The following is a 20,239-nucleotide window of genomic DNA, read 5'->3' as shown; positions in this document are numbered from 1 at the left end:
CATATGCAAAATATTAAAAACCTAAAAAATTCATTCAATCTGACACTCTACAAAATTAACTCAATATTATAAATATTAACTCAATATTTACTATTTATAAATTTAGATGTAGACATTTTTATAAAGCTTTATACGAGGAATCTTGCATAAAAACCATTTCATTAAAGTAAATATTATTAAGGACAAAACAAACCCAATAAACGCCGAAAACCAAGCTGGCATCATATACAGTAACCAAGCAAGCCAGAGCATTGATTTAGAGTAAAAATCAAGAGCATTGAGTTTTGCAATGAATATGGACAAAATCAACAAAAATACAGAGTAAAGCGTATAGAACGCACTATGGATGGGTAATATAACAAACCACGATACAAAACCTGCACTGGCATTCCAATCACCGACTTCAAACGATGAGTTAGAAAATGTATCCATAGTGGTCAATGCCACTCCGATAGGAATGTAACGACCACCTAAAAAAAGCTTTTCGTATATAATCCCCGGAATTCCCTCTCTCCAAAAAGGCGAAAAACCTTCCGCATAAAACATATTATTCAAATATGTTGAATAATGGAATGTTTCCAGGAGCATTGACACCGTTTGCAGGCGGCCAATAATTTGTTCAATTCCAAGATAAAAAATATCAAAATATTTATCTAAACTAAAATCACTAAAAAATGAAAGAATAAGGATTGTTGATCCCATATCTTCTGTTGAGTTTCTAAAGATACCCTTTAATGCAAATAAAAAAGGATATAAAACTACAATCATGGAGATAAGTAAAAAAACAGGGAAAAGATTTACTTTACGATTTTTTAAAAAATAACGTAATAGTTCCATAAATATGATGACAATAAAAATCCCCGTCCATCCACGACTCAAGTTTGATATTATCCAAACAGCTAAGTTCGCTTTAAAAAACTTATTATCCCGATAAAACCCGTAGTAAATAAAAAAAAGCATATCGGGTGAATAAAAAACCCATACGAGAGAAAATATAGAGTCTGACTTTTGAGTACTTCCCGCAACATTTACACCATTTAGAATGTTGAATAGAAAAAAAGAGAGCTGAGAAAGTAATATTACCGCACCAAGCCTATCACTGCATATTTGAGGATTACCATTGAAATTTAATGTAGGGAACTTTAAATTACAAAAAAACTTGAAACCAAAAAAAAGGATTATGATGTAAGAACTTGATACCAGAAAAAATGATAAAAACAAGTAATTTAAACTAAATATATCATTTCCACTTGCATCTCCTATTAACTGTCCCTTGTTTATCATGATAAAAGTAGCGACTACGTTGATCATGACAAATCCAGAAAGCCAAACTAAACGGTATTTTTCAGAAAACTCATACTCTTTAGCGCTAGTTTCTGGATATGACATTTGAAAATTTCCTGCGTGACGAAATACTTTTTACAAAACCTAAAGGGATACCAATAATAAAAAAAACAAGTGACCGACACTTATTGGGAAAATAGCGAGTCACTTTCTCATTGGCATTAAAAATATGTCGACAAATACTTGCCGTCATGCGAATTGAATACAAAGGATTTTTAAATAAATAAGAGTCGTAGCAATCGAGAGTAATGAGCAGTGCTTCAGCTTTAGCTGCTGGATAACGAATAGGTGATACCGAAGAGTTAGAATATGAAGACTCTAGTTGCGTATCATATACTCTAACGACATCATTAATAAATACATAGTCAAATTCTTTAGAAATTAGAGCCCATGCAAAACCGTTCGTATAGCCGGGCTTCATGAATTTAAAATGTTTTTTTAACAATTCGACTTTAGTAAACTGAAGGAGTTCAAATTTAAATTTCAAATCAAATCGGATATAGGACTCATTGACAAATTTTTCTTTAAACGGAAATTCAGGACCAATTAAATTCCCTTGAGTATCGATACATCGTCCGCATACACCAGCAAAGCGCTCATTGTTAGCATATTTATTAATATACCGCTGAATGCTATTAAGTATATCATCAGTTAATTGGTCATCATGATCTAAGATACAAGCATAAAGGCCTTCCGCGAGTAAGCATGCTTCGTAAGTCCCTCTTGAGCTAAAATAATTTTTAGGCAAAAACTTGTATTTAACATTAAAAGGGGCTTCTCTTTGAAGTTCTTTAATGAGGTTTTTAGTTTGGCCATTATCAGTAGAAAAATCATCAATCAAAATCCACTCAAAATCGGTGTTATTTTGTCTAAGTAAACTTTCATAAGTACGTCTTAATGTTGCAGTACTATTGTAACACGATGTGATGATAGTGAAACATGGCGGTTTAGAATAAGCCAACAGATACCTCCACAGCCTTAAATATTATTTTTTGAATTAATTGGATAGGCAGGAACACCAGCTACAGTTAAACCAGACTCAACATTTTTTATAACAACACTATTAGCACCAACGGTAACCTTTGAGCCAATACTTATGCCACCTAACAATTTAGCTCCAGTACCAATAACAACAAAATCTCCAACAGAGGGCTGACCTGCATTGGGAATATTAGTTTCTTTTGCACCAAGAGTTACACCGTTAAATATTTTAACATTACGCCCAACATTTACCCTTGAACCTATTACAATATCATGACCATGCATGATAATAAACCCGCCAGATATTTTTGCCAAACAACTTATGTCACTAGCATAAATAACCCGAATAATATATTCAATCAAAACGCCAACAAATCCACCTATAAAAGGAATTTTTTTACGGAAAAAACCTCCTAACCTAATAAGAAACACCATGTGAAATGCATGATTAACTAAAATACATTTTAGCTTGGTACTAAATTTCCCATCCCATGCGTAAGCATTTAAATCTTCAACAATCAATTTTATCATAATTTTATTTTCAACTTGAACGAAGTACTTTGTATATTTTCCAATTATTTATTAGATTAAAAACTGCATACGGATGAAATGTCGTTAGCCAAAGCTTAAGAGACTTAAAAAACGTAGGCCTTGTATTCTTAATATCAAGAAGTAGCAGTAATAATGCAGCTGTATTTATTTCTTTTCTGCACGTTGGATACTTTATATAAAAAAAACCTAAAGTATCACTTAAGAGTTTTCTAGTTCCATGTCCAGAACTAGCGATACCAATCCCAGCTCTATAGGCTCCTAGTACCTCAGGGAGAATATAGCCTTTTTTGTCACCAAGATGTTCTATATTTGCATAAAAGTCCAACATACCAAATGGTGGTTCAGAAAGTTCACAACTTGGTAAGCGATACATTTTTGAACTATGAGCCCCAATGGTTATGAATTGCAACAAATCACGCTTAGTGAAGCCATTAGGGAATATAATTCTATCCATATCTGCAAGCTCCACTTTTTGATCGTGAACATTAAGAAGAATCATTTTATGCCAAACAACACTAAATTCTAAATTCCCATCTAAAAAGTCTACTTGCTTTTGTAGCTTATTTGGTAACCAATAATCATCGCCATCACAATGACAAACATATTGTCCAATGGCTTCTTTATGCGTGTCAGAGAAGTTTTTGAATGCTCCTACATTTTTTGTTCTTTTAATAAATCGTATATTGTCGTACTTTGATGCAAATTCAGAAATGATCAATGGGGTATCATCTTGGGAGCAATCATCACTAACAATGATTTCAAAATTAAAATCTGTCAGTTGATCTACAATGCTTTGCAAACACTGGGCAATATATTTTTCTTGATTATAGGTAACTACACACACGCTTACCTTAGGCACTTTTCCAGCTCCACAAGTCATTAATTAGTACCTTTAAATTTATTTTTGAACATTGTCTTTGCTTTCTCAGAAAACATAATACTTGATGTCATAGTTGCTATACCAACAAGCATCACCAAGGAGATATTTGCAACCCTACTATCCCCTAGCCAATTAACGTCTAGTAATAAAAACAAACTCGCAACAATACAAGCTGGGAGAATTATCTTTAACGCATTATTAAAAATCCACTCTAGGTGTAAACCAGGTTCTAATTTATGATGTACATAGGCAACCCATACAAATAAAAATAGAATATTCATAGTTAACCAAACGTAACCAGCCCCAACGCCGCCAAAGTGAGTTGCAGCAAAAATAACGCTGGGAATAAGTACTACCACTAACCCAGCATTACCCAAAAGATGATAGCGTAAATCTCCTTTTGCATATTGCAAATAATAAGAAAAAGCGGCAATGCACAAAAATAAATTCCCTGCGGCATATAATTTTAAAATAGGAGCAGCCTGCTCCGCTAAGTGTAAATCACCAGTCCATGCTATTAATAAAGGCTTTGCCGTTACAACAAGGGTTATCGCTGCAGAACCAGCAATAATAGCAACTAATTGTGTAGCTTGCTTATAAACCTTAATCATCTCATCATGTTTATTTTCTGCATATAGCCTTGCCATTCTAGGCATAACTGCACTACTAATGGGGCCACCAATCACCATAATTCCGTTCGCAACTAATATCGCGAGGGTAAAATATCCGTAATTTTTTAATGATAAAACACCAGATAATACCAGCTTATCTGTTTGTGTCACAACTATCCATACTGATGCAGTGAAGGCAATTGTTAATGAAAATTTTAATACGGGCTTTACGGGTTGATATGACCAACCGATCGCTTCACTTAAATTTATTTTTTGTGGCAGCAATCTGTGTGATTTTATCGCCAAGCAAATATTCTCTATTAATGCAATAATAAATTGATGGATAAAAAATACTACGGGAGTAAAGCCGAAATACCACATACTGACAAACACACCAGCAAAGCGCAAGGTGGCAACAATAGCATTGAACCCACTTAACCAAACTAATTTCTCAGAACCTGTAACCACACCTCGATATAACCCCGTCATCCAGCGCAAAGCAACGCTTACAGCCATTATTTGCACAGCAACAACAACGTCATCTACAGGTAAATTGTCTAAGTTTAACCATTTAGTTGCTATGATTCTGGAGGATAAAAAAAGTGCTCCACCACCAATAGTTGCTACGATAACGAAGATGACCGTTAGTGCACGATATAATTGCCTAAAAGCTAGAGCTGATACTGCACCACCGCGATAACGAGCAGTTTCCCTACCTACGGTAGGCGTTAAGCCTAAATCTAACACGCCAAACCATGCTTGTAACATCGCAAAAAAGCCCACTAACCCATAAGCTTCACTGCCCATATACTTAATGTACATTGGTAGCAGTGCAATACCTATAATCGTGACATATATTTGGCTGGCATAATTTGCAATGATGTTCTGTCTAAGCACTCTGATATTGCTCTTTAAATTTGACTTCAAGTTTCAATAAGTCTTTTTTACGTTCTTTAATTTTTTTTATTGGGTTACCTGCATATATAAACCACGGTTCACAATCACCTTTTACAACACTCAGAGCCCCAATCGCAACACCATCATTCAAGTTTGCGCTAGGCAATACAATACTGCCACAACCAATAATCACATGTTTTCCGATCATTACTGGAAGGTGTTCCACTTTTTTGAATTGTTCTGGAATACATGGATTGGTCATAGAGCTACCAGAATAATCATCACTTGAACTATATATAGATACTCTAGAGGATAAATTTGCAAAATCACAAATAGTGATACTGGCTTGGCCTATTATGCTTGTAAACACGGCAATATGAATGTGGCTTCCGATATAAATTCCATCAGCACCTGCAGAGATAACAACAAAATCATCGATACGAACATTATCCCCAATACTTATGTTTTTTGCATTATAAATACTTGCTTTTGTAGATATCCTAACGTTATTACCAACATTCCTGAACCCTAGGGATTTAATTTCTTGTTCAGATAGAATAGTCATACATTCCCTTTTTAAGTCCAGATATCACCTTATTAACATCATTTTCGTTCATATCAAAGTATAATGGAAGACACAAAGTGCGTTCAGCATACGACTCTGATATAGGACAAGAATTATCAGACATTAATTTATAGTGTTTAATTGTATTAATCGAAGGTGAAAAGTAGCGCCTTGCGATAATACCCTGCTCAGCAAGACTGTTTAAAACTGCGGTACATTGTCCTTTATCTGAAAATGTAACAGGCATATAAGCGCCGTTAATTGATGAATTTAAATGCCATGTTGGCAGGGTAATGAGACTTTTTAATTGACTGCAATACTGTTCGAAGAGAGCTTTTCTATGCGATAAAATATGGTCAATATCATCAAGAACTGCGAGTCCCATAGCGGCATGAGCTTCGCTCATCTTTGTATTAATCCCACTATCTGCAATTTTCATTGCTTTTGTGTCAATTCCAAAATTAGTCATAAGAACTGCACGCTCATAATCGTCACTATTTTTAAATATAACAGCGCCGCCCTCGACAGAATGAAAAACTTTGGTAGCATGAAAACTAAGGGTAGATGCATCCCCATAATTCAAAACACTATTACCATTCACTTTAATACCGAATGCATGCGCTGCATCATAAATAACTTTTACGTTATGTTTTTTAGCCAAAATGTCAAAAGTTTCGACATCGCAAGGGTTACCATAAACATGTACGGGAACGATTGCGGTTGTTTGTGAATCAATAGCCTGCTCAGCCTGAACAGGACAAAGATTATAACTAAATGCATTTATATCTGAAAATTTTGGCACTATGCCTTCCCATGCCAAACTACTGCTTGTAGCAATAAACGTAAAAGGTGTAGTAACTGCATTTCCTTTTAAGTTATATATTTTGTAAGCAAGCTGCATTGCTAACGTACCATTAGCGACTAACAAAAGATTCTTAACACCAAGGTATTCTTCTAAACGAATTTTTAATTCTTGAACTAGCGGGCCATTATTTGTAAGCCATGCATTGTTATACATACGCTCTATGTATTTAGTGTATTTGTCTAGAGTAGGAAGATAAGGTTTATTTACAGGAATCATTTTGATTTCACCAATTCAGCTAAGTACTGACCATAGCTATTTTTTGACATTTCATTTGCAACTTTAACGATCTGTTCGTTACTCAGCCAATTATTTCGCCAAGCTATTTCTTCTAAGCAGGCAATTTTATAACCCTGTCTTTTTTCGATCGTTTCAACAAATGAAGCGGCTTCTAATAGACTTTCATAGGTACCTGTATCTAACCAAGCAAAGCCACGCCCGAGTAACTCTACATTTAATTCACCCGTTTCAAGATAGACTTGATTGATGCTGGTGATTTCTAACTCCCCTCGTGCTGAAGGTTTAACATTTTTGGCAATATCAACAACACGATTATCGTAAAAATATAACCCCGTAACAGCAAAATTTGATTTGGGCTTTAAGGGCTTTTCTTCAATCGTAATGGCTTTTTGATCTTTATCAAATTCAACCACGCCGAAGCGTTCAGGATCTTTGACTTGATAACCAAACACTGATGCTCCTGTTCGCCTCGCGGCCGCTTTTTTTAGTATCGGTGAAAAACCTTGGCCCCAAAAGATATTATCCCCAAGCGCTAAACACACATTGTCATTGCCAATAAACTCTTCACCAATAATAAAGGCTTGCGCTAAGCCATCTGGCGTTGCTTGAACTGCATATCGCAGACTGATACCAAACTCACTACCGTCACCAAGAAGATGTTGAAATGCAGATTGATCTTCGGGTGTTGTGATAATCAAAATATCACGGATCCCCGCCAGCATAAGCACTGAAATGGGATAGTAAATCATTGGCTTATCGTAGACTGGCAATAATTGCTTCGATACGCCTTTAGTAATGGGATACAAACGCGTACCAGAGCCACCTGCGAGAATAATTCCTTTCATTAAAAAATAAGCTCCTAGATAAATAGGCCCTAGATTTAAAGAAAAATCAGGGCGTTAAAACAAAATAGTAAAAGGGATTAAATGCCTAAACGATCACACTGATAAGTACCATCTTGAACATGCTGGCACCATTCTTGGTTTGTTAAGTACCACTCAACTGTTTTACGTAGGCCAGTTTCAAAGGTTTCTTGTGGTTGCCAATCAAGCTCGGCACTCATTTTACTTGCATCAATGGCATAACGGCGGTCATGACCAGGTCTATCGGTTACATAGGTAATTTGCTCAGCATAAGGCGTTGCTTTAGGTACTAATGAGTCCAAGATGCTACAAATGGTTTGCACCACTTCTAAGTTCTGTTTTTCGTTATAACCGCCTATATTATAAGTTTCGCCAATAACACCTTCTGTTACTACTTTGTAAAGTGCTCTAGCGTGATCTTCAACATATAACCAATCGCGAATTTGATCTCCTTTACCATAGATAGGCAAATCTTTACCTTCTAATGCATTGAGAATCATTAATGGGATCAACTTTTCAGGGAAATGGTATGGACCATAGTTGTTCGAGCAATTTGTGACTATAGTAGGTAAGCCATAGGTTCGAAGCCATGCTCGCACTAAATGGTCACTTGAGGCTTTAGATGCCGAATATGGGCTACTAGGTGCATAGGGCGTTGTTTCGGTGAAAAAGGTTAACTCATCTGGAGTTTGAACTTCATCTGGGTGAGGTAAATCGCCATAAACTTCATCAGTAGAAATATGATGAAAACGAAATATTCTCTTTTTATCAGCAAATAGCTCGTTCCAATATGAACGTGTTGCTTCAAGGAGCGTATATGTACCAACGATATTGGTTTGAATGAAATCTGAAGGACCAGTAATGGAACGATCTACGTGAGATTCTGCCGCTAAGTGCATTACCGCATCAGGTTGGTACTTATTAAAAACTCTATCTAGCTCTACTCGATCACATATATCCACTTGTTCGAAAGTGTATCTTTCATTTTGTTCAACACTAAGTAGTGATTCAAGATTGCCAGCATAAGTTAACTTATCAACATTAATCACACTATCTTGAGTATTGGCTATGATATGGCGCACGACTGCGGACCCAATAAAACCTGCACCACCAGTTACTAATATCTTCATAATTACGCCAAAAATTCCTTATACCACGGCATCGCCTCGGCAATACCTTCATTAATACGGTGAGTAAATTGATAACCTAATTTTTCAATAGCCTTGCTAACATTAGCCTGCGAATGCCTAACATCACCAACACGAAAATCTCGGTAAACAGGATCCCCTTCTACAGCTATAGCATTATTATTTAATGCACTATTAATAGAATAATAAAGATCATTCAAAGTCGTTCTATCACCAACAGCTACGTTGTACACTTCATCTTTAGCTTTTGCTTCAGCGGTGGCCGCTAGCAAATTCATTTGCACAACATTTTCTATATAACAGAAATCTCTACTTGTCTCTCCGTCGCCATTTATGAAAACATCATCGCCATTTATCATTGCAACTGTCCATTTAGGGATAACAGCTGCATATGCACCATTTGGATCCTGCCTTCGGCCAAATACGTTAAAATAACGAAGCCCAATGGTTTTAAAACCGTAAGTTCGCGCGTATACACCGGCATAAAGTTCATTTACGTATTTAGTTACCGCATAAGGAGAAAGTGGGTTACCAATATTTTCTTCTACTTTTGGCAATGCTGGGTGGTCACCGTATGTCGAGCTGCTCGCTGCATAGGTAAAGCTGCTGACCCCTTCTTCTTTTGCGGCATCCAGCATATTTAAAAAGCCGGTGATGTTCGCAGCATTTGTCGTTAGTGGATCGGCGATAGAACGAGGTACAGAACCCAGTGCGGCTTGGTGAAGTACGTAATCAACACTTTTTACGGCTTGTTGGCATGTTTTAGGCTCACGGATGTCTCCTTCAATAAAGGTAAAACGATCCCATTGAGCTTTACTTACTAAGCCTTTTACTTCATCTAAGTTATGTTGATAGCCTGTTGCAAAGTTATCTAGCCCCACAACGGTTTGATCAAGTTTAAGTAACTTTTCGAGTAGGTTTGAGCCAATAAAGCCGGCAACGCCAGTTATTAACCATTTTTTCGGCGATTCAACTAGCTCTTGTTGAATTTGTTCGTATTTGGTCATTGTCTTTCCTAGGAAATAAGGAGTAATTATTGCAGATAGAAGTGTTTATCAAAGAAATAGTCGTAGGGACTAAGGAGACCAAGAATAGGTCTCCTTTGAAAAATAATTTACAGACGCATATCAACGCTTTCTTTGTCTAGAATATATTTTAGGTCATAAAGTACATGCTCAGATTTACCTAAGGCACGAATTCTATCTACACCCATTTCTTTAAACTCATTGTGTGATACTGCCATAATAATGGCATCGTAATTAGCTTTCTTTTCTATATCACAAAGTGTTAAGCCATACTCATGAGCAGCTTCATCACTCGAACACCAAGGATCCATAACATCAACATTAATGTTGTACTCTTTAAGTTCAGAGATAATATCAACAACTTTTGTATTACGAAGGTCCGGGCAATTTTCTTTAAATGTAAGACCCATCACAAGTACATTTGCACCTTCAACATGAATACGTTTTTTAAGCATTTTTTTGATAAGCTGTGAAACTACATATTGCCCCATCCCATCATTTAAACGACGACCAGCTAAAATCATTTCAGGATGGTAGCCAACTGCTTGTGCTTTGTGCGTGAGGTAGTAGGGATCAACACCAATACAGTGCCCACCTACTAGGCCTGGACGGAATGGTAAGAAGTTCCATTTAGTACCCGCAGCTTCAAGCACTTCTAATGTATCAATTCCTAGCTTGTTGAAAATGATTGATAATTCGTTAATCAAAGCAATATTAACATCACGCTGGGTGTTTTCGATTACTTTTGCAGCTTCGGCCACTTTAATTGATGAGGCTTTATGTGTACCTGCAGTGATGATGGTTTTGTATAGTTGGTCGACAAATTCCGCAACTTCTGGCGTTGAACCACTTGTTACTTTAAGGATGTTGGTAACTCGGTGCTCTTTATCACCTGGGTTGATGCGCTCTGGTGAATAACCTGCAAAAAAGTCTTGATTGAATTTCAATCCAGAGACCTGCTCAACGACAGGAATACATGTTTCTTCTGTCGCCCCTGGATAAACAGTAGATTCATAAACAATAATATCCCCCTCATTGATCACTGTGCCTAAAGCTTGAGAAGCTTTAATTAATGGCGTCAAATCAGGTTGCTTATGTTCATCGATTGGTGTTGGTACTGTAACGATGTAAACATTACATTCTTTGAGGTCACCCAAAGCCGCTGTATAACGAAGATGTGATGCTTCTGAAAGTTCCTCATCACTGCATTCAAGCGTGCTGTCATGACCTGATGATAACTCAGAAATACGCGCCTGATTAATATCAAAACCAATGGTCGGCGACTTTTTACCAAATTCAACCGCTAGAGGAAGACCAACATAACCTAAACCAATAATACCGATTTTCGCATTTTCCAGTGATACAATCATTTCTAGTACCTTTAATTAAATATCAAAACCTATAGTCATTTTCACAGTCTATATGGATAAATAAAACACCACATTCCGAACTAGAAAACTAAAATTACTTAACTTTTGCTCTCAGCCTTTCAAACTCACCTGAGACACTTTTTATCCATTTTGAGACAGGTCAATCTTCGCTATCCCTTGTAGAGCCTAGGTTTACTGCTTTTTCTTAAAACAGTCCCAATAGGCTCATATTTAGAACAGAATCTAGAGTACTAGAGCGCTTCGCTGCTAGAAACAATAACTCTACTCTTCTTTGCGCACGAAATGCCTAATCAAAACGAACATAACACTGAGCATGCCGCCCAACATTGTTCCTAAAACACAAATTAACGCACGCTTGGGCTTAGCTTTCTCTTCCGGGATGATGGCGGGGTCAATTGTTTTAAACACGTATTCATCACGCACTTCGGCGAACATGATGGTTTTTGCTTGCTCTTCAATCAATTTATAAAGAATTGAGCGAATATCGGCGACATTCGTTTGTGCGATCTGCTTGGTTAAAAACTCACTGCTGCGTAAAGCTTCCCCTACATCACGGTCTTTCATGACCTTGTTGATATCTTCCACAAGCCAAGTCACCCATTGCTGTGCAACCGCTGGCGAAACATGTTCTACCGATACTGTCACCATGCCTGTATCTTTAGCTGCATTAACACTAACGATTTTGCTGAACTCTTTAAACGCTTCCTGCATTGACGGTTCAGGCTTGAATGGCGCTTTGACTTCACGCACCCATTTTTTCGCTGAAGCATCATAGATATCGCGATTGTAACTGACAGTGTTGTCACCCATATTCCACTTTTCAGCGGCTATCAAGTCAGGTAGAAGATTATGTTTTTGAATAAACTCACTAGCAAATTGACGTGATTTCATCACCTCAATCGCCATCTGAACTTTATCAACACCACCACTACCACCGAGATTAATTCCGGCAATACTAGCAAGGCCACCAAATTGAGATGCTAAGCCGCCTAAGCCCCCACTTTGCTCTTCACTCGCAGGGGCCAATAAGGCTTCTGATTTATAGATATTTGGTTGCAAAACAGCAAAAATGACAGAGGCGACAGCAAAAATTGCTGTAATCGCTATAATTAGCCACTTTCCTTGCCAGATCACGGCAAAGAGTTCTCGAAGATCGATTTCATCATCTGCAGGCATTGCTGCAAACGACTGTTCCTTATCGTAAGGCTTTATTTGTGTGTTCATTATCTTCTTAATTTTCTGATTAGTGTTGCTCAAATAAAACAACTAACAAATTGCTTTGCTTAATGGGATACGATTAATGAGCCTCAAACATTGAGACTCATTAATTATTTCTAGCTTATATGCCTGATATTGCGGAAATGGCGACAGCAGTGTTGTAAATAATACCCGTGATCTGACTCCACAGGGTTAGATTATCTTTGTACTCGGTATCAAGTGGAACGATGATGGTATCACCAGGACTCAATTGTTCTGCACTGCTAAACCACATTGAGCGGCTTGGCATCATCACAGACCCATCGGCTTTAATCACATAAGTACGACCATCATCGGCGCGCTCTCTTGGGCCGCCAGACATAGCTAAATACTGATCTAACGTTAAGCCTTCTTTAAACCTGTGAGTTGCTGCGTGCTGCACTTCACCCATAACAGAGATGGTTTGTTTAGTCGATGGCACATATAAGATATCTTGATCTTCTAATTGAATGTCGGCCTGCGTTATACCCACTGATATTGCAGAAAGGTCGACAACCAAACGACCTACCGCTTTAATATTTTCAAGATCAGCTAGCATCATCTGAGCGTCGCTATAGTTCACGACATTACCGTCTTTAGAGACACCACGGGTCGCAATATCACGACGTAATTGATCTGCAAGCTTTTTAATTTCAAGTTGCTCTTGCTGACGCACTGACTCACGCACAAACACTGCAGAGTTTAAATAAGCATATTGAGTGAAACCACCTGCACGCGTGACAACATCGGCTAATGTTTCACCGCGGCGGATGTTGTACACACCAGGGAACTTAACTTCACCACGAATCTCAACCGACTTGTTTTCTTGCCACTCAGGTGTTGTCAATACAGTTAAAATATCACGAGACTGTAAGGCTCTATTATCCACTTCACTGCCGCCTAAAGCAGCGTCTAAATTAATCGTATGATGACGCACCTCTGATGAGCCATTAATGGTAACTGTGCTGGTAATTTCAGAGCGGACAGTATAAGCGCCTTCCGTTAAGCCACCTGCCGCATTTATAAGATCACTGACTTTTCCACCTTGTGATAATGGATAAATACCAGGGTGACGTACCTTTCCGTTAATCGCTACAACTTGGGCGCCGTTATCCAAACCACCTTGAGCTGCCAACTTAGTGATAACCGGATATAACAGCTCACTACGATTCATCACTGTGCTTAATTGAATAAGCTCATCATCATCAAACAGGTTAGCCAACATTTTGTTGACTTCACCTTTGATTAAAAGCTCTGCATCATCAGGTGCTTCCTTAGCAACAACCACACCACCGATTTCACTACGATAAGATAATTGCGCCTTTTCAAGTTGAGCAAAACCTGCTTTGAACAGATCATTACCAAGTAAGCTATCGTCATTAAGTGACGTGACCTTTAATACTCGCTCTTTTACTAATTTATTGAGGTCGTAGCGATTTTGAATTTCATCACTGTAATTAAACAGCATCACTTTATCGCGTGACTGCAATACCAAATCCTGGCCAACGGCCTTATCGGCGATCGCCTTACTGGGTGAAAATTGCAACACTTTAATATCGCCATACCGATTCACTTCACGTATGACAATGGCGTAATTTAAATCTGCAGAAATGGATAAATCGCCCCAAATGGAAGGCAATACGTCACTGATGGCGATGCCTTCATACCATTGGTATTTACCCGGACGCACGGCTGCGCCGACTACGGTAATAGTATCTTCAAACTGACTTGATGCATTTTTTACACGAATATAATCGCCGGCTTTCGCTTTAATGCTTTTACCCGCTTGGGTGGTTAGGTCAACGTTGACCATTGCTCGTAAGCCTGTGGCATTAAAGCGCTCAACACTGCTACTTTTAGGATAAGCACCAGGCTTTAATCCTGCTGCCATGGCAACCACATCGGCAATGGTTTCGTTTTGTTTTAGCTCGTAAATGGCAGGACGTCTGACTTCACCGTCTATACTGACTAAACCGCCTACGGCAGGAATGAATACCACATCACCCGAACGTAAATTTACATCGCCTGAAGCATCACCGCGCATCAAGAGATCGTATAAATCCATTTTGCCAACCAACTTACCGTTGCGCTTGACTTGAATGTTACGTAGTGACCCAATCTCGTTTACACCACCAGCAACAAACAAAGCTTGGGTAACGGTAGATAAACTCGATACAGTGTATGAACCTGGTTTGTATGCATCACCGGCAATAAAGATGCGAATTGAACGCAGTTCGCCCATGGTGATATTAGACTCAATCCCGATCATCTGCTTAGCGATACGTTGATGTAATGATTCACGTAACTGGGCAAAATTTAACCCTACCACAGAGATTGGTCCAAGTTCCGGAAACTGGATATTGCCATCACGGTTAATGGTCAGATCGTATTCTTTATTCTCTTTACCAAACAGTTGCACCTTAACAGTGTCGCCAGGGCCGACTAAATATTCGCTCGGTACTGGCACATCAGAGACTGGCGCAAAGGTTGTTGGCTCACCTTCAAATAAATCGTAACCAAAACGTGTTAATTCTGGTTTAGTCTCTTCTTCATCACGTTGTTTTTTATCGTCATCAGCAAACTCTTGCTCTGACCATTCTTGCCCTTTGGCTCCACGAGGATCGACAAGTTGTGGATTTTCAAATTTTGCTTGCGAAGCATTGCCACCCGATAGCATTGAAGGGTCGATGCCATACTGTTTAGCTATTCGCTCCTGCTCAGCTTTAGGTAACGTTTTAAATTGCTCTATCATCTCAGGGGATGGTGTGATCGCATGAACTTGAGTAGCCATCAACATTAGGGCTGCAACTGCCGTTATTATGACTTTTTTGGTTTGTTGTAACACCGATAATCTCCATTGATAAACAAAGCATCGAGAAGTAGTTCTCGAGCAGTGGAAAAGAAGTTAAATGATAAATTGAGGTCAAACGTTAAAACGACTGTGCAGCCTGTGTATTCACAATGGCTTTAAGGCGTTAAACCCGTTTTGTAAATAATTTAGAATAACGCTTACCATAATGGCGGTAGCTTAAAGCACAACTAAGACATAACTTCATCATTGAGCTTTAAATCAAAATTAGATGACGCTATTAAAATGGTTCGATAGCAGACACACAAAGCGAAGGTAAGTTATTGATATATGACAATTAACTATTCAAGAAAAAATCTGTAGACACGCTACCGCCCATAGGTTGCGGCCCCCAAATTGCCCTTCGTTATACGAATTCTTCATGTTTTATATTTTTTGTTAAACCACTTTAGTATGAGAAAACAAGCGCATAGGTCTTCCATACTAAAACTGTCTATCGTTACTCTGTTCTGCACAGCAGTGCATTATCTGTGTCTTTATAGGGTTAGATTTCGATTTTACCCTGAGTAAAGCAGCGGCATATTATACTGGAATCGGCCCTCAAGTACTGCTTATTAATACGCCATTTGTAGGGTCAAATAGTCAAAATGGCAACTTGGTAGTAAAAAAACACTATTATTTAGTAAGATATTACTGGTCGGGCCCCTTGTTCGATAACAAATTGATTATGAACTTTATACTTCAGTCTCACCAATAAAATAAAAAGTCTTTAAAAACAAACAAGTAAAGATTAAAACACATTCATGTCTAAATCGTGCACATTTATCACTCGACCCAGCTTTACTTAGCAAATCAAAGAGCCAACAATGGCAGATCTCTTACATCAAAACGAGGCTTTTTCGTCATTTAAAGCGCTAATACACTCGCTATATACAAGTACATCCACCATTTATAGCCATGTAATTCAAACTTCACCAATCGGTTTTATACTGCTTTTAGGCACAGAAACTCGTTTCAGTTGTCCCATGATCTCAAACAGTATATGGCAGCGTTTATCACCGCTTTGTTCAGTAAAAATACCTTCAAGATCGATAAATGGACCTTCTATAAATTTTACTTTATCCCCTTCTGCTAATTCTTGTTGCTCGACGTTACCACAATTAAGCAAATTGATGAGTTTGTGCTCTCGCATCTTTATCCCATGGATAATGCTATCGTCAATCGGTGTCATCAATTCTTTACAACCAACGATACGAGAGACTCCTCGAGTGGAATGAATACGACTAACACTGGTAACTGCAGGGTCAAAATGGATAAACAGATAACAGGGGAATAACGGAACGCGCTTTACGGTCGTTTTTCCAGCTTTGGTTATTTGCTGTGGCAGTGTAGGAAGGTAGGTCTCAATCTGCTGTAGTTTTAAATTATCTTGCGCCCTAGCTTCGCCGCGGGGTTTGCAATACAACAAATACCAAGCTTTCATAGTTTTTTCTCAAGTGCCTAACTTTAAAATAAAAAAATAGGGACCACTTAATTAGCCCATCTACTACTCAAACGTAATAAGGCAGTCATTGGCGCTGAGATTCACTCGTAGTAAAGACAACGGGATAATGTGGATAACATCCTATTCAAGCGGCAAAGCATAACAAATAGTTTCATTATTTGAAAACGTGATTTTATAACTCAAAAGTCAATAATTCGGTAAGCCAAACATGGCAACAGATAACCAACAAATGTCGCAATAGTAAGTGGTGTAGTAAATGTTCAATAACTATACGTTTAAGTTGATCAAATTGACTTTTAGGCAACTAAAAGGGTATATAAGGTGGGTTTAAAACAATTTAATACGTTAAATATTAAAAAATAACAAAAGTCTGCAACAGATAGACAACTAAAAACTTGAATAATTTCTTTAGCTTAAAACAGATTATCCCAAGTAAGCTCCTGTTGTTAAGACATTGATAATATTGAAACAATAAATTTTTCTACATAGATATTGTATATGTAGGCAATCACAAGCGAAGGTGGAAGACTTACATGAGCGCAGCAAAACCACAAGGTACGATGCTCGGGCATCCTAAAGGGCTGTTTCTGTTATTTACAACAGAATTATGGGAACGGTTTAGTTATTACGCAATGCGTGCGATTTTGGTGTTATATCTTGTCGACGCAGTTCAATCTCAAGGTGGACACGGATTGGGTTGGACCCAAGCCGATGCCCTCTCACTATATGGCACCTTCACAGGTCTAGTATACTTAACACCACTGCTCGGTGGTTGGTTAGCCGATAATATTCTAGGTCAGCGTAAAGCTATCTATATAGGCGGTGCATTAATGGCGATAGGCCAATTTGTACTTGCCGCGCCACATAGCTGGATCCCAGGGCTAGAGACCACGGTTTTTTATATTGGTCTTGGTACGCTGATTTTAGGTAATGGTCTGTTTAAGCCGAACATTTCAACCATGGTTGGTGATCTATACGAAGAAGGCGATCACCGTCGTGATGGTGCATTTACTATCTTCTATATGGGGATTAACTTAGGTGCAGCACTTTCTGGATTTATTGTTGCTTGGGCATATACCACCTTTGGCTACACTCAAGTCATTGATGGACAAGAAGTGTTTATCAACAACTGGCAGGCTGGCTTCTTCTGCGCTGGTATCGGTATGGTGATATCACTCATTATCCAATTCTTGTTTGCACAAAAGCTATTAGGCGACATTGGAACAATACCCGCTGCTAAGTTAGAGAAACAAAATGCAGAAGCCAGAGGTGAACTACGTAAAGAACCCTTAACCAAAGTTGAGCGCGATCGTATTAAAGTGATCATGGTTATGGGCTTATTTACCATCATATTCTGGGCTGGTTTCGAGCAGGCCGGTGGCCTAATGAACCTGTTCACCAATGACTTTACCAACCGTATGATAGGCTCATTTGAAGTGCCTACAACGTGGTTCCAATCGCTTAACGCTATCTTTATTGTGGTCTTCGCTCCGGTAGTGGCTTCTATCTGGATCCATCTAGGCAAAAAAGAACCCAACTCACCGGTAAAATTTGCCCTTGGTTTAACCTTATTGGCTATCGGCTTCCTATTTATGATCGGTGCCGTACTTGAGATGGGCGGCGATGCTAACGCTAAATCAAGCATGTGGTGGTTAGTGGGCGCTTATTTCTTCCATACTATGGGTGAACTGTGTTTATCACCGATTGGCTTATCTATGGTGACTAAGCTGGCTCCACTACGTATTGCATCACTCATGATGGGTGCCTGGTTCCTATTTATTGCCGCTGCAAATAAGATCGGTGGTTTAGTGGGGTCGTTAATTGGTCCTGGTGGTTCGGTAGAAGATCAACTGGCTAATGCTATGTCTATCTTTGCTGGTATTGCTATTACGGCAGCCATTTCAGCGGTTATCCTATACTTCATGGCAGATAAACTTGTCGACTGGATGCATGGCGCTGAAGATGGCCCGCAAACTGAAGAAGAAGCACTAGAAGCGGAAATTGCTGTTACTGCAGAACACGAAGCGATTACGATTAAAAGATAAGCTTTAACGAAATAAAAACGCCTTACAAAACATTGTAAGGCGTTTTTTTATGCGCAATGCAAAGGCAATCTGGGTCGCAGATAAGCCGGGATCTCAGGTAATTAAAAGCTCATCTGTACATAACCACCTGGTGCTAGCGTGGTTTCATAAGTTAAGCCGACAAAGTGATTGGCCAACAACATGCTTTTATGTTCATTAACACTCGAGACTATACACAAACGTTCTGCTGGCATTAAATCCCTAAACTGAGTGCTAGGTTGCCCCCACTCAAAAATCCCTAGCTGAAGTGCATCAGGCATCGCCAGAGGTAATAACCCCTCGTGATTACGTATATAGCATCTCAACCCTTTACCTGCTTGAGCAATAGAGGCGCGGTAATGCGTTAACTCCACGACCACATAGATAAGATCGATATAAATATCCAAGCCAGACTTACTGATCCTGTCATTGAGGTAGCTCAGCATATTAAAAGGCTCGATCACCGTTTGGCTGTTGCCATTACGAAATAGTTTCAGCTTTTGATTCACAAAGCTTTTAAGCAGAACACTCGCAAACGCAGCGCGGTTATCTTGCGGATGAAAATGAGCCATATACATAATTTGATATTGCTCACCGACATTAGCGCTATCGATAAAGTAGGCGCTAACATCGTCATTTTTAAATAGGCTATAATCGATAGTCGCTTTAGGGTAATCAATCTCTGAGGGAGGAAAGAGCTGCTGCTGAACACTTTTGGCCGCTTCAGCATTTCGCTCTAACAAGTTAAGGTGTTCTTCTAACTCTTGATAGGACAGTTCTTCTAAGTCATCAAGCTTTACATCTTGTTGATGTGGGTTGATACATTGATGAATGGCATTTTCAATCAAATACAGATCGTTGACTGGCTTCACTAAGTAATCGCTAGCACCGATCCGCAGGGCTTCGACAACATCGGCCATCACCTGATTACCCGAGATAACGATAGATAAAGTGTTTGGCTTTCGTTTCACCATCTGTTTTAGCATCTCTAAACCGCCTAAAATCGGCATACTTAAATCCGCTAATACAATATCAAAATCAGTCTGGCTAAAGCGCTCTAACCCCTGTCGACCATCATCGGCCTCAACCACAGTGGCTCCTCGGTTCGAGAGAAAGGCGGCGACCACACTGCGAAATACCGGATCGTCTTCAACCAACAAAATCACGAGATCTTCTAACGCCATTCAGCTCCCCATACTTTGCACAGCGGCAAAGCTAACTAACCTAGTACATCTTAGTACGTGATAACAAGTAAAACTACTAACCTA

General features: G+C 38.8%; 16 protein-coding genes. 1 reads left to right on the top strand and 15 read right to left on the bottom strand.

Annotated features, from left to right (window positions below):
- Positions 1-102: 102 nt before the first annotated feature.
- The 14 genes from wzy to rfaH form a co-directional block, all read right to left on the bottom strand.
- Positions 103-1,389: an oligosaccharide repeat unit polymerase gene (wzy, locus tag AC5YBX_RS05750; protein WP_494524539.1), complete on the bottom strand. Its 1,287-nt coding sequence runs from the start codon at positions 1,387-1,389 to the stop codon at positions 103-105.
- Positions 1,370-2,305, bottom strand: a complete 936-nt coding sequence (locus AC5YBX_RS05745; RefSeq protein ID WP_494524538.1) for a glycosyltransferase family 2 protein — start codon at positions 2,303-2,305, stop codon at positions 1,370-1,372. The genes wzy and AC5YBX_RS05745 overlap by 20 nt, the downstream gene beginning before the upstream one ends.
- 17 nt (positions 2,306-2,322) lie before the next feature.
- Positions 2,323-2,856 carry a serine O-acetyltransferase gene (locus AC5YBX_RS05740; RefSeq protein WP_494524537.1) on the bottom strand — a complete coding sequence of 178 codons (534 nt, stop codon included), beginning with the start codon at positions 2,854-2,856 and terminating at the stop codon, positions 2,323-2,325.
- A gap of 10 nt (positions 2,857-2,866) precedes the next feature.
- A complete protein-coding gene (locus AC5YBX_RS05735; RefSeq protein WP_494524536.1) occupies positions 2,867-3,757 on the bottom strand; it encodes a glycosyltransferase family 2 protein in 891 nt (296 codons plus the stop codon).
- Positions 3,757-5,265 (bottom strand): oligosaccharide flippase family protein, encoded by a 1,509-nt coding sequence (locus AC5YBX_RS05730; RefSeq protein ID WP_494524535.1) that lies wholly within the window; start codon positions 5,263-5,265, stop codon positions 3,757-3,759. The genes AC5YBX_RS05735 and AC5YBX_RS05730 overlap by 1 nt, the downstream gene beginning before the upstream one ends.
- On the bottom strand, positions 5,258-5,830 hold the full coding sequence (locus AC5YBX_RS05725; protein ID WP_494524534.1) for an acyltransferase: 573 nt from the start codon (positions 5,828-5,830) through the stop codon (positions 5,258-5,260). The genes AC5YBX_RS05730 and AC5YBX_RS05725 overlap by 8 nt, the downstream gene beginning before the upstream one ends.
- Positions 5,814-6,911: a DegT/DnrJ/EryC1/StrS family aminotransferase gene (locus AC5YBX_RS05720; protein ID WP_494524533.1), complete on the bottom strand. Its 1,098-nt coding sequence runs from the start codon at positions 6,909-6,911 to the stop codon at positions 5,814-5,816. The genes AC5YBX_RS05725 and AC5YBX_RS05720 overlap by 17 nt, the downstream gene beginning before the upstream one ends.
- Positions 6,908-7,777, bottom strand: coding sequence for a glucose-1-phosphate thymidylyltransferase RfbA (gene rfbA / locus AC5YBX_RS05715; RefSeq protein ID WP_494524532.1), 870 nt, complete (start codon positions 7,775-7,777; stop codon positions 6,908-6,910). Before rfbA ends, AC5YBX_RS05720 begins: the two co-directional genes overlap by 4 nt.
- A gap of 77 nt (positions 7,778-7,854) precedes the next feature.
- Complete coding sequence (rfbB, locus tag AC5YBX_RS05710; protein WP_494524531.1) at positions 7,855-8,925, bottom strand: dTDP-glucose 4,6-dehydratase; 1,071 nt, start codon at positions 8,923-8,925, stop codon at positions 7,855-7,857.
- A 2-nt stretch (positions 8,926-8,927) separates the two neighbouring features.
- Positions 8,928-9,950 carry an NAD-dependent epimerase/dehydratase family protein gene (locus tag AC5YBX_RS05705; protein ID WP_494524530.1) on the bottom strand — a complete coding sequence of 341 codons (1,023 nt, stop codon included), beginning with the start codon at positions 9,948-9,950 and terminating at the stop codon, positions 8,928-8,930.
- A gap of 107 nt (positions 9,951-10,057) precedes the next feature.
- The gene (tviB, locus tag AC5YBX_RS05700) at positions 10,058-11,338 is read right to left on the bottom strand and encodes a Vi polysaccharide biosynthesis UDP-N-acetylglucosamine C-6 dehydrogenase TviB (RefSeq protein ID WP_494524529.1); all 1,281 of its coding nucleotides are present in this window, start codon (positions 11,336-11,338) and stop codon (positions 10,058-10,060) included.
- A gap of 282 nt (positions 11,339-11,620) precedes the next feature.
- Entirely contained in the window at positions 11,621-12,583 is a 963-nt protein-coding gene (locus AC5YBX_RS05695) for a Wzz/FepE/Etk N-terminal domain-containing protein (RefSeq protein WP_494524528.1), read from the bottom strand.
- 115 nt (positions 12,584-12,698) lie between these two features.
- A complete protein-coding gene (locus AC5YBX_RS05690; protein ID WP_494524527.1) occupies positions 12,699-15,440 on the bottom strand; it encodes an SLBB domain-containing protein in 2,742 nt (913 codons plus the stop codon).
- A 928-nt stretch (positions 15,441-16,368) separates the two neighbouring features.
- Positions 16,369-16,887, bottom strand: a complete 519-nt coding sequence (gene rfaH, locus AC5YBX_RS05685) for a transcription/translation regulatory transformer protein RfaH (RefSeq protein WP_494524526.1) — start codon at positions 16,885-16,887, stop codon at positions 16,369-16,371.
- 554 nt (positions 16,888-17,441) lie between these two features.
- On the opposite strand from rfaH, the gene AC5YBX_RS05680 reads away from it, so the two are divergent.
- The gene (locus tag AC5YBX_RS05680) at positions 17,442-18,953 is read left to right on the top strand and encodes a peptide MFS transporter (protein ID WP_494524525.1); all 1,512 of its coding nucleotides are present in this window, start codon (positions 17,442-17,444) and stop codon (positions 18,951-18,953) included.
- Between the two features lie 101 nt (positions 18,954-19,054).
- Here the strand turns inward: AC5YBX_RS05680 and AC5YBX_RS05675 are convergent, their stop codons facing one another.
- Positions 19,055-20,155: a response regulator gene (locus tag AC5YBX_RS05675; RefSeq protein WP_494524524.1), complete on the bottom strand. Its 1,101-nt coding sequence runs from the start codon at positions 20,153-20,155 to the stop codon at positions 19,055-19,057.
- Positions 20,156-20,239: the final 84 nt, after the last annotated feature.

This window comes from Shewanella sp. 492 (assembly GCF_059338445.1).
This window is presented reverse-complemented; position numbering and strand designations above follow the sequence as displayed.

Coding starts and splice junctions, on each gene's coding strand:
- wzy (WP_494524539.1), bottom strand. CDS start 1,389: ATGTCATATCCAGAAACTAGCGCTAAAGAGTATGAGTTTTCTGAAAAA.
- AC5YBX_RS05740 (WP_494524537.1), bottom strand. CDS start 2,856: ATGATAAAATTGATTGTTGAAGATTTAAATGCTTACGCATGGGATGGG.
- AC5YBX_RS05735 (WP_494524536.1), bottom strand. CDS start 3,757: ATGACTTGTGGAGCTGGAAAAGTGCCTAAGGTAAGCGTGTGTGTAGTT.
- AC5YBX_RS05725 (WP_494524534.1), bottom strand. CDS start 5,830: ATGACTATTCTATCTGAACAAGAAATTAAATCCCTAGGGTTCAGGAAT.
- AC5YBX_RS05720 (WP_494524533.1), bottom strand. CDS start 6,911: ATGATTCCTGTAAATAAACCTTATCTTCCTACTCTAGACAAATACACT.
- rfbA (WP_494524532.1), bottom strand. CDS start 7,777: ATGAAAGGAATTATTCTCGCAGGTGGCTCTGGTACGCGTTTGTATCCC.
- rfbB (WP_494524531.1), bottom strand. CDS start 8,925: ATGAAGATATTAGTAACTGGTGGTGCAGGTTTTATTGGGTCCGCAGTC.
- AC5YBX_RS05705 (WP_494524530.1), bottom strand. CDS start 9,950: ATGACCAAATACGAACAAATTCAACAAGAGCTAGTTGAATCGCCGAAA.
- tviB (WP_494524529.1), bottom strand. CDS start 11,338: ATGATTGTATCACTGGAAAATGCGAAAATCGGTATTATTGGTTTAGGT.
- AC5YBX_RS05695 (WP_494524528.1), bottom strand. CDS start 12,583: ATGAACACACAAATAAAGCCTTACGATAAGGAACAGTCGTTTGCAGCA.
- rfaH (WP_494524526.1), bottom strand. CDS start 16,887: ATGAAAGCTTGGTATTTGTTGTATTGCAAACCCCGCGGCGAAGCTAGG.
- AC5YBX_RS05680 (WP_494524525.1), top strand. CDS start 17,442: ATGAGCGCAGCAAAACCACAAGGTACGATGCTCGGGCATCCTAAAGGG.
- AC5YBX_RS05675 (WP_494524524.1), bottom strand. CDS start 20,155: ATGGCGTTAGAAGATCTCGTGATTTTGTTGGTTGAAGACGATCCGGTA.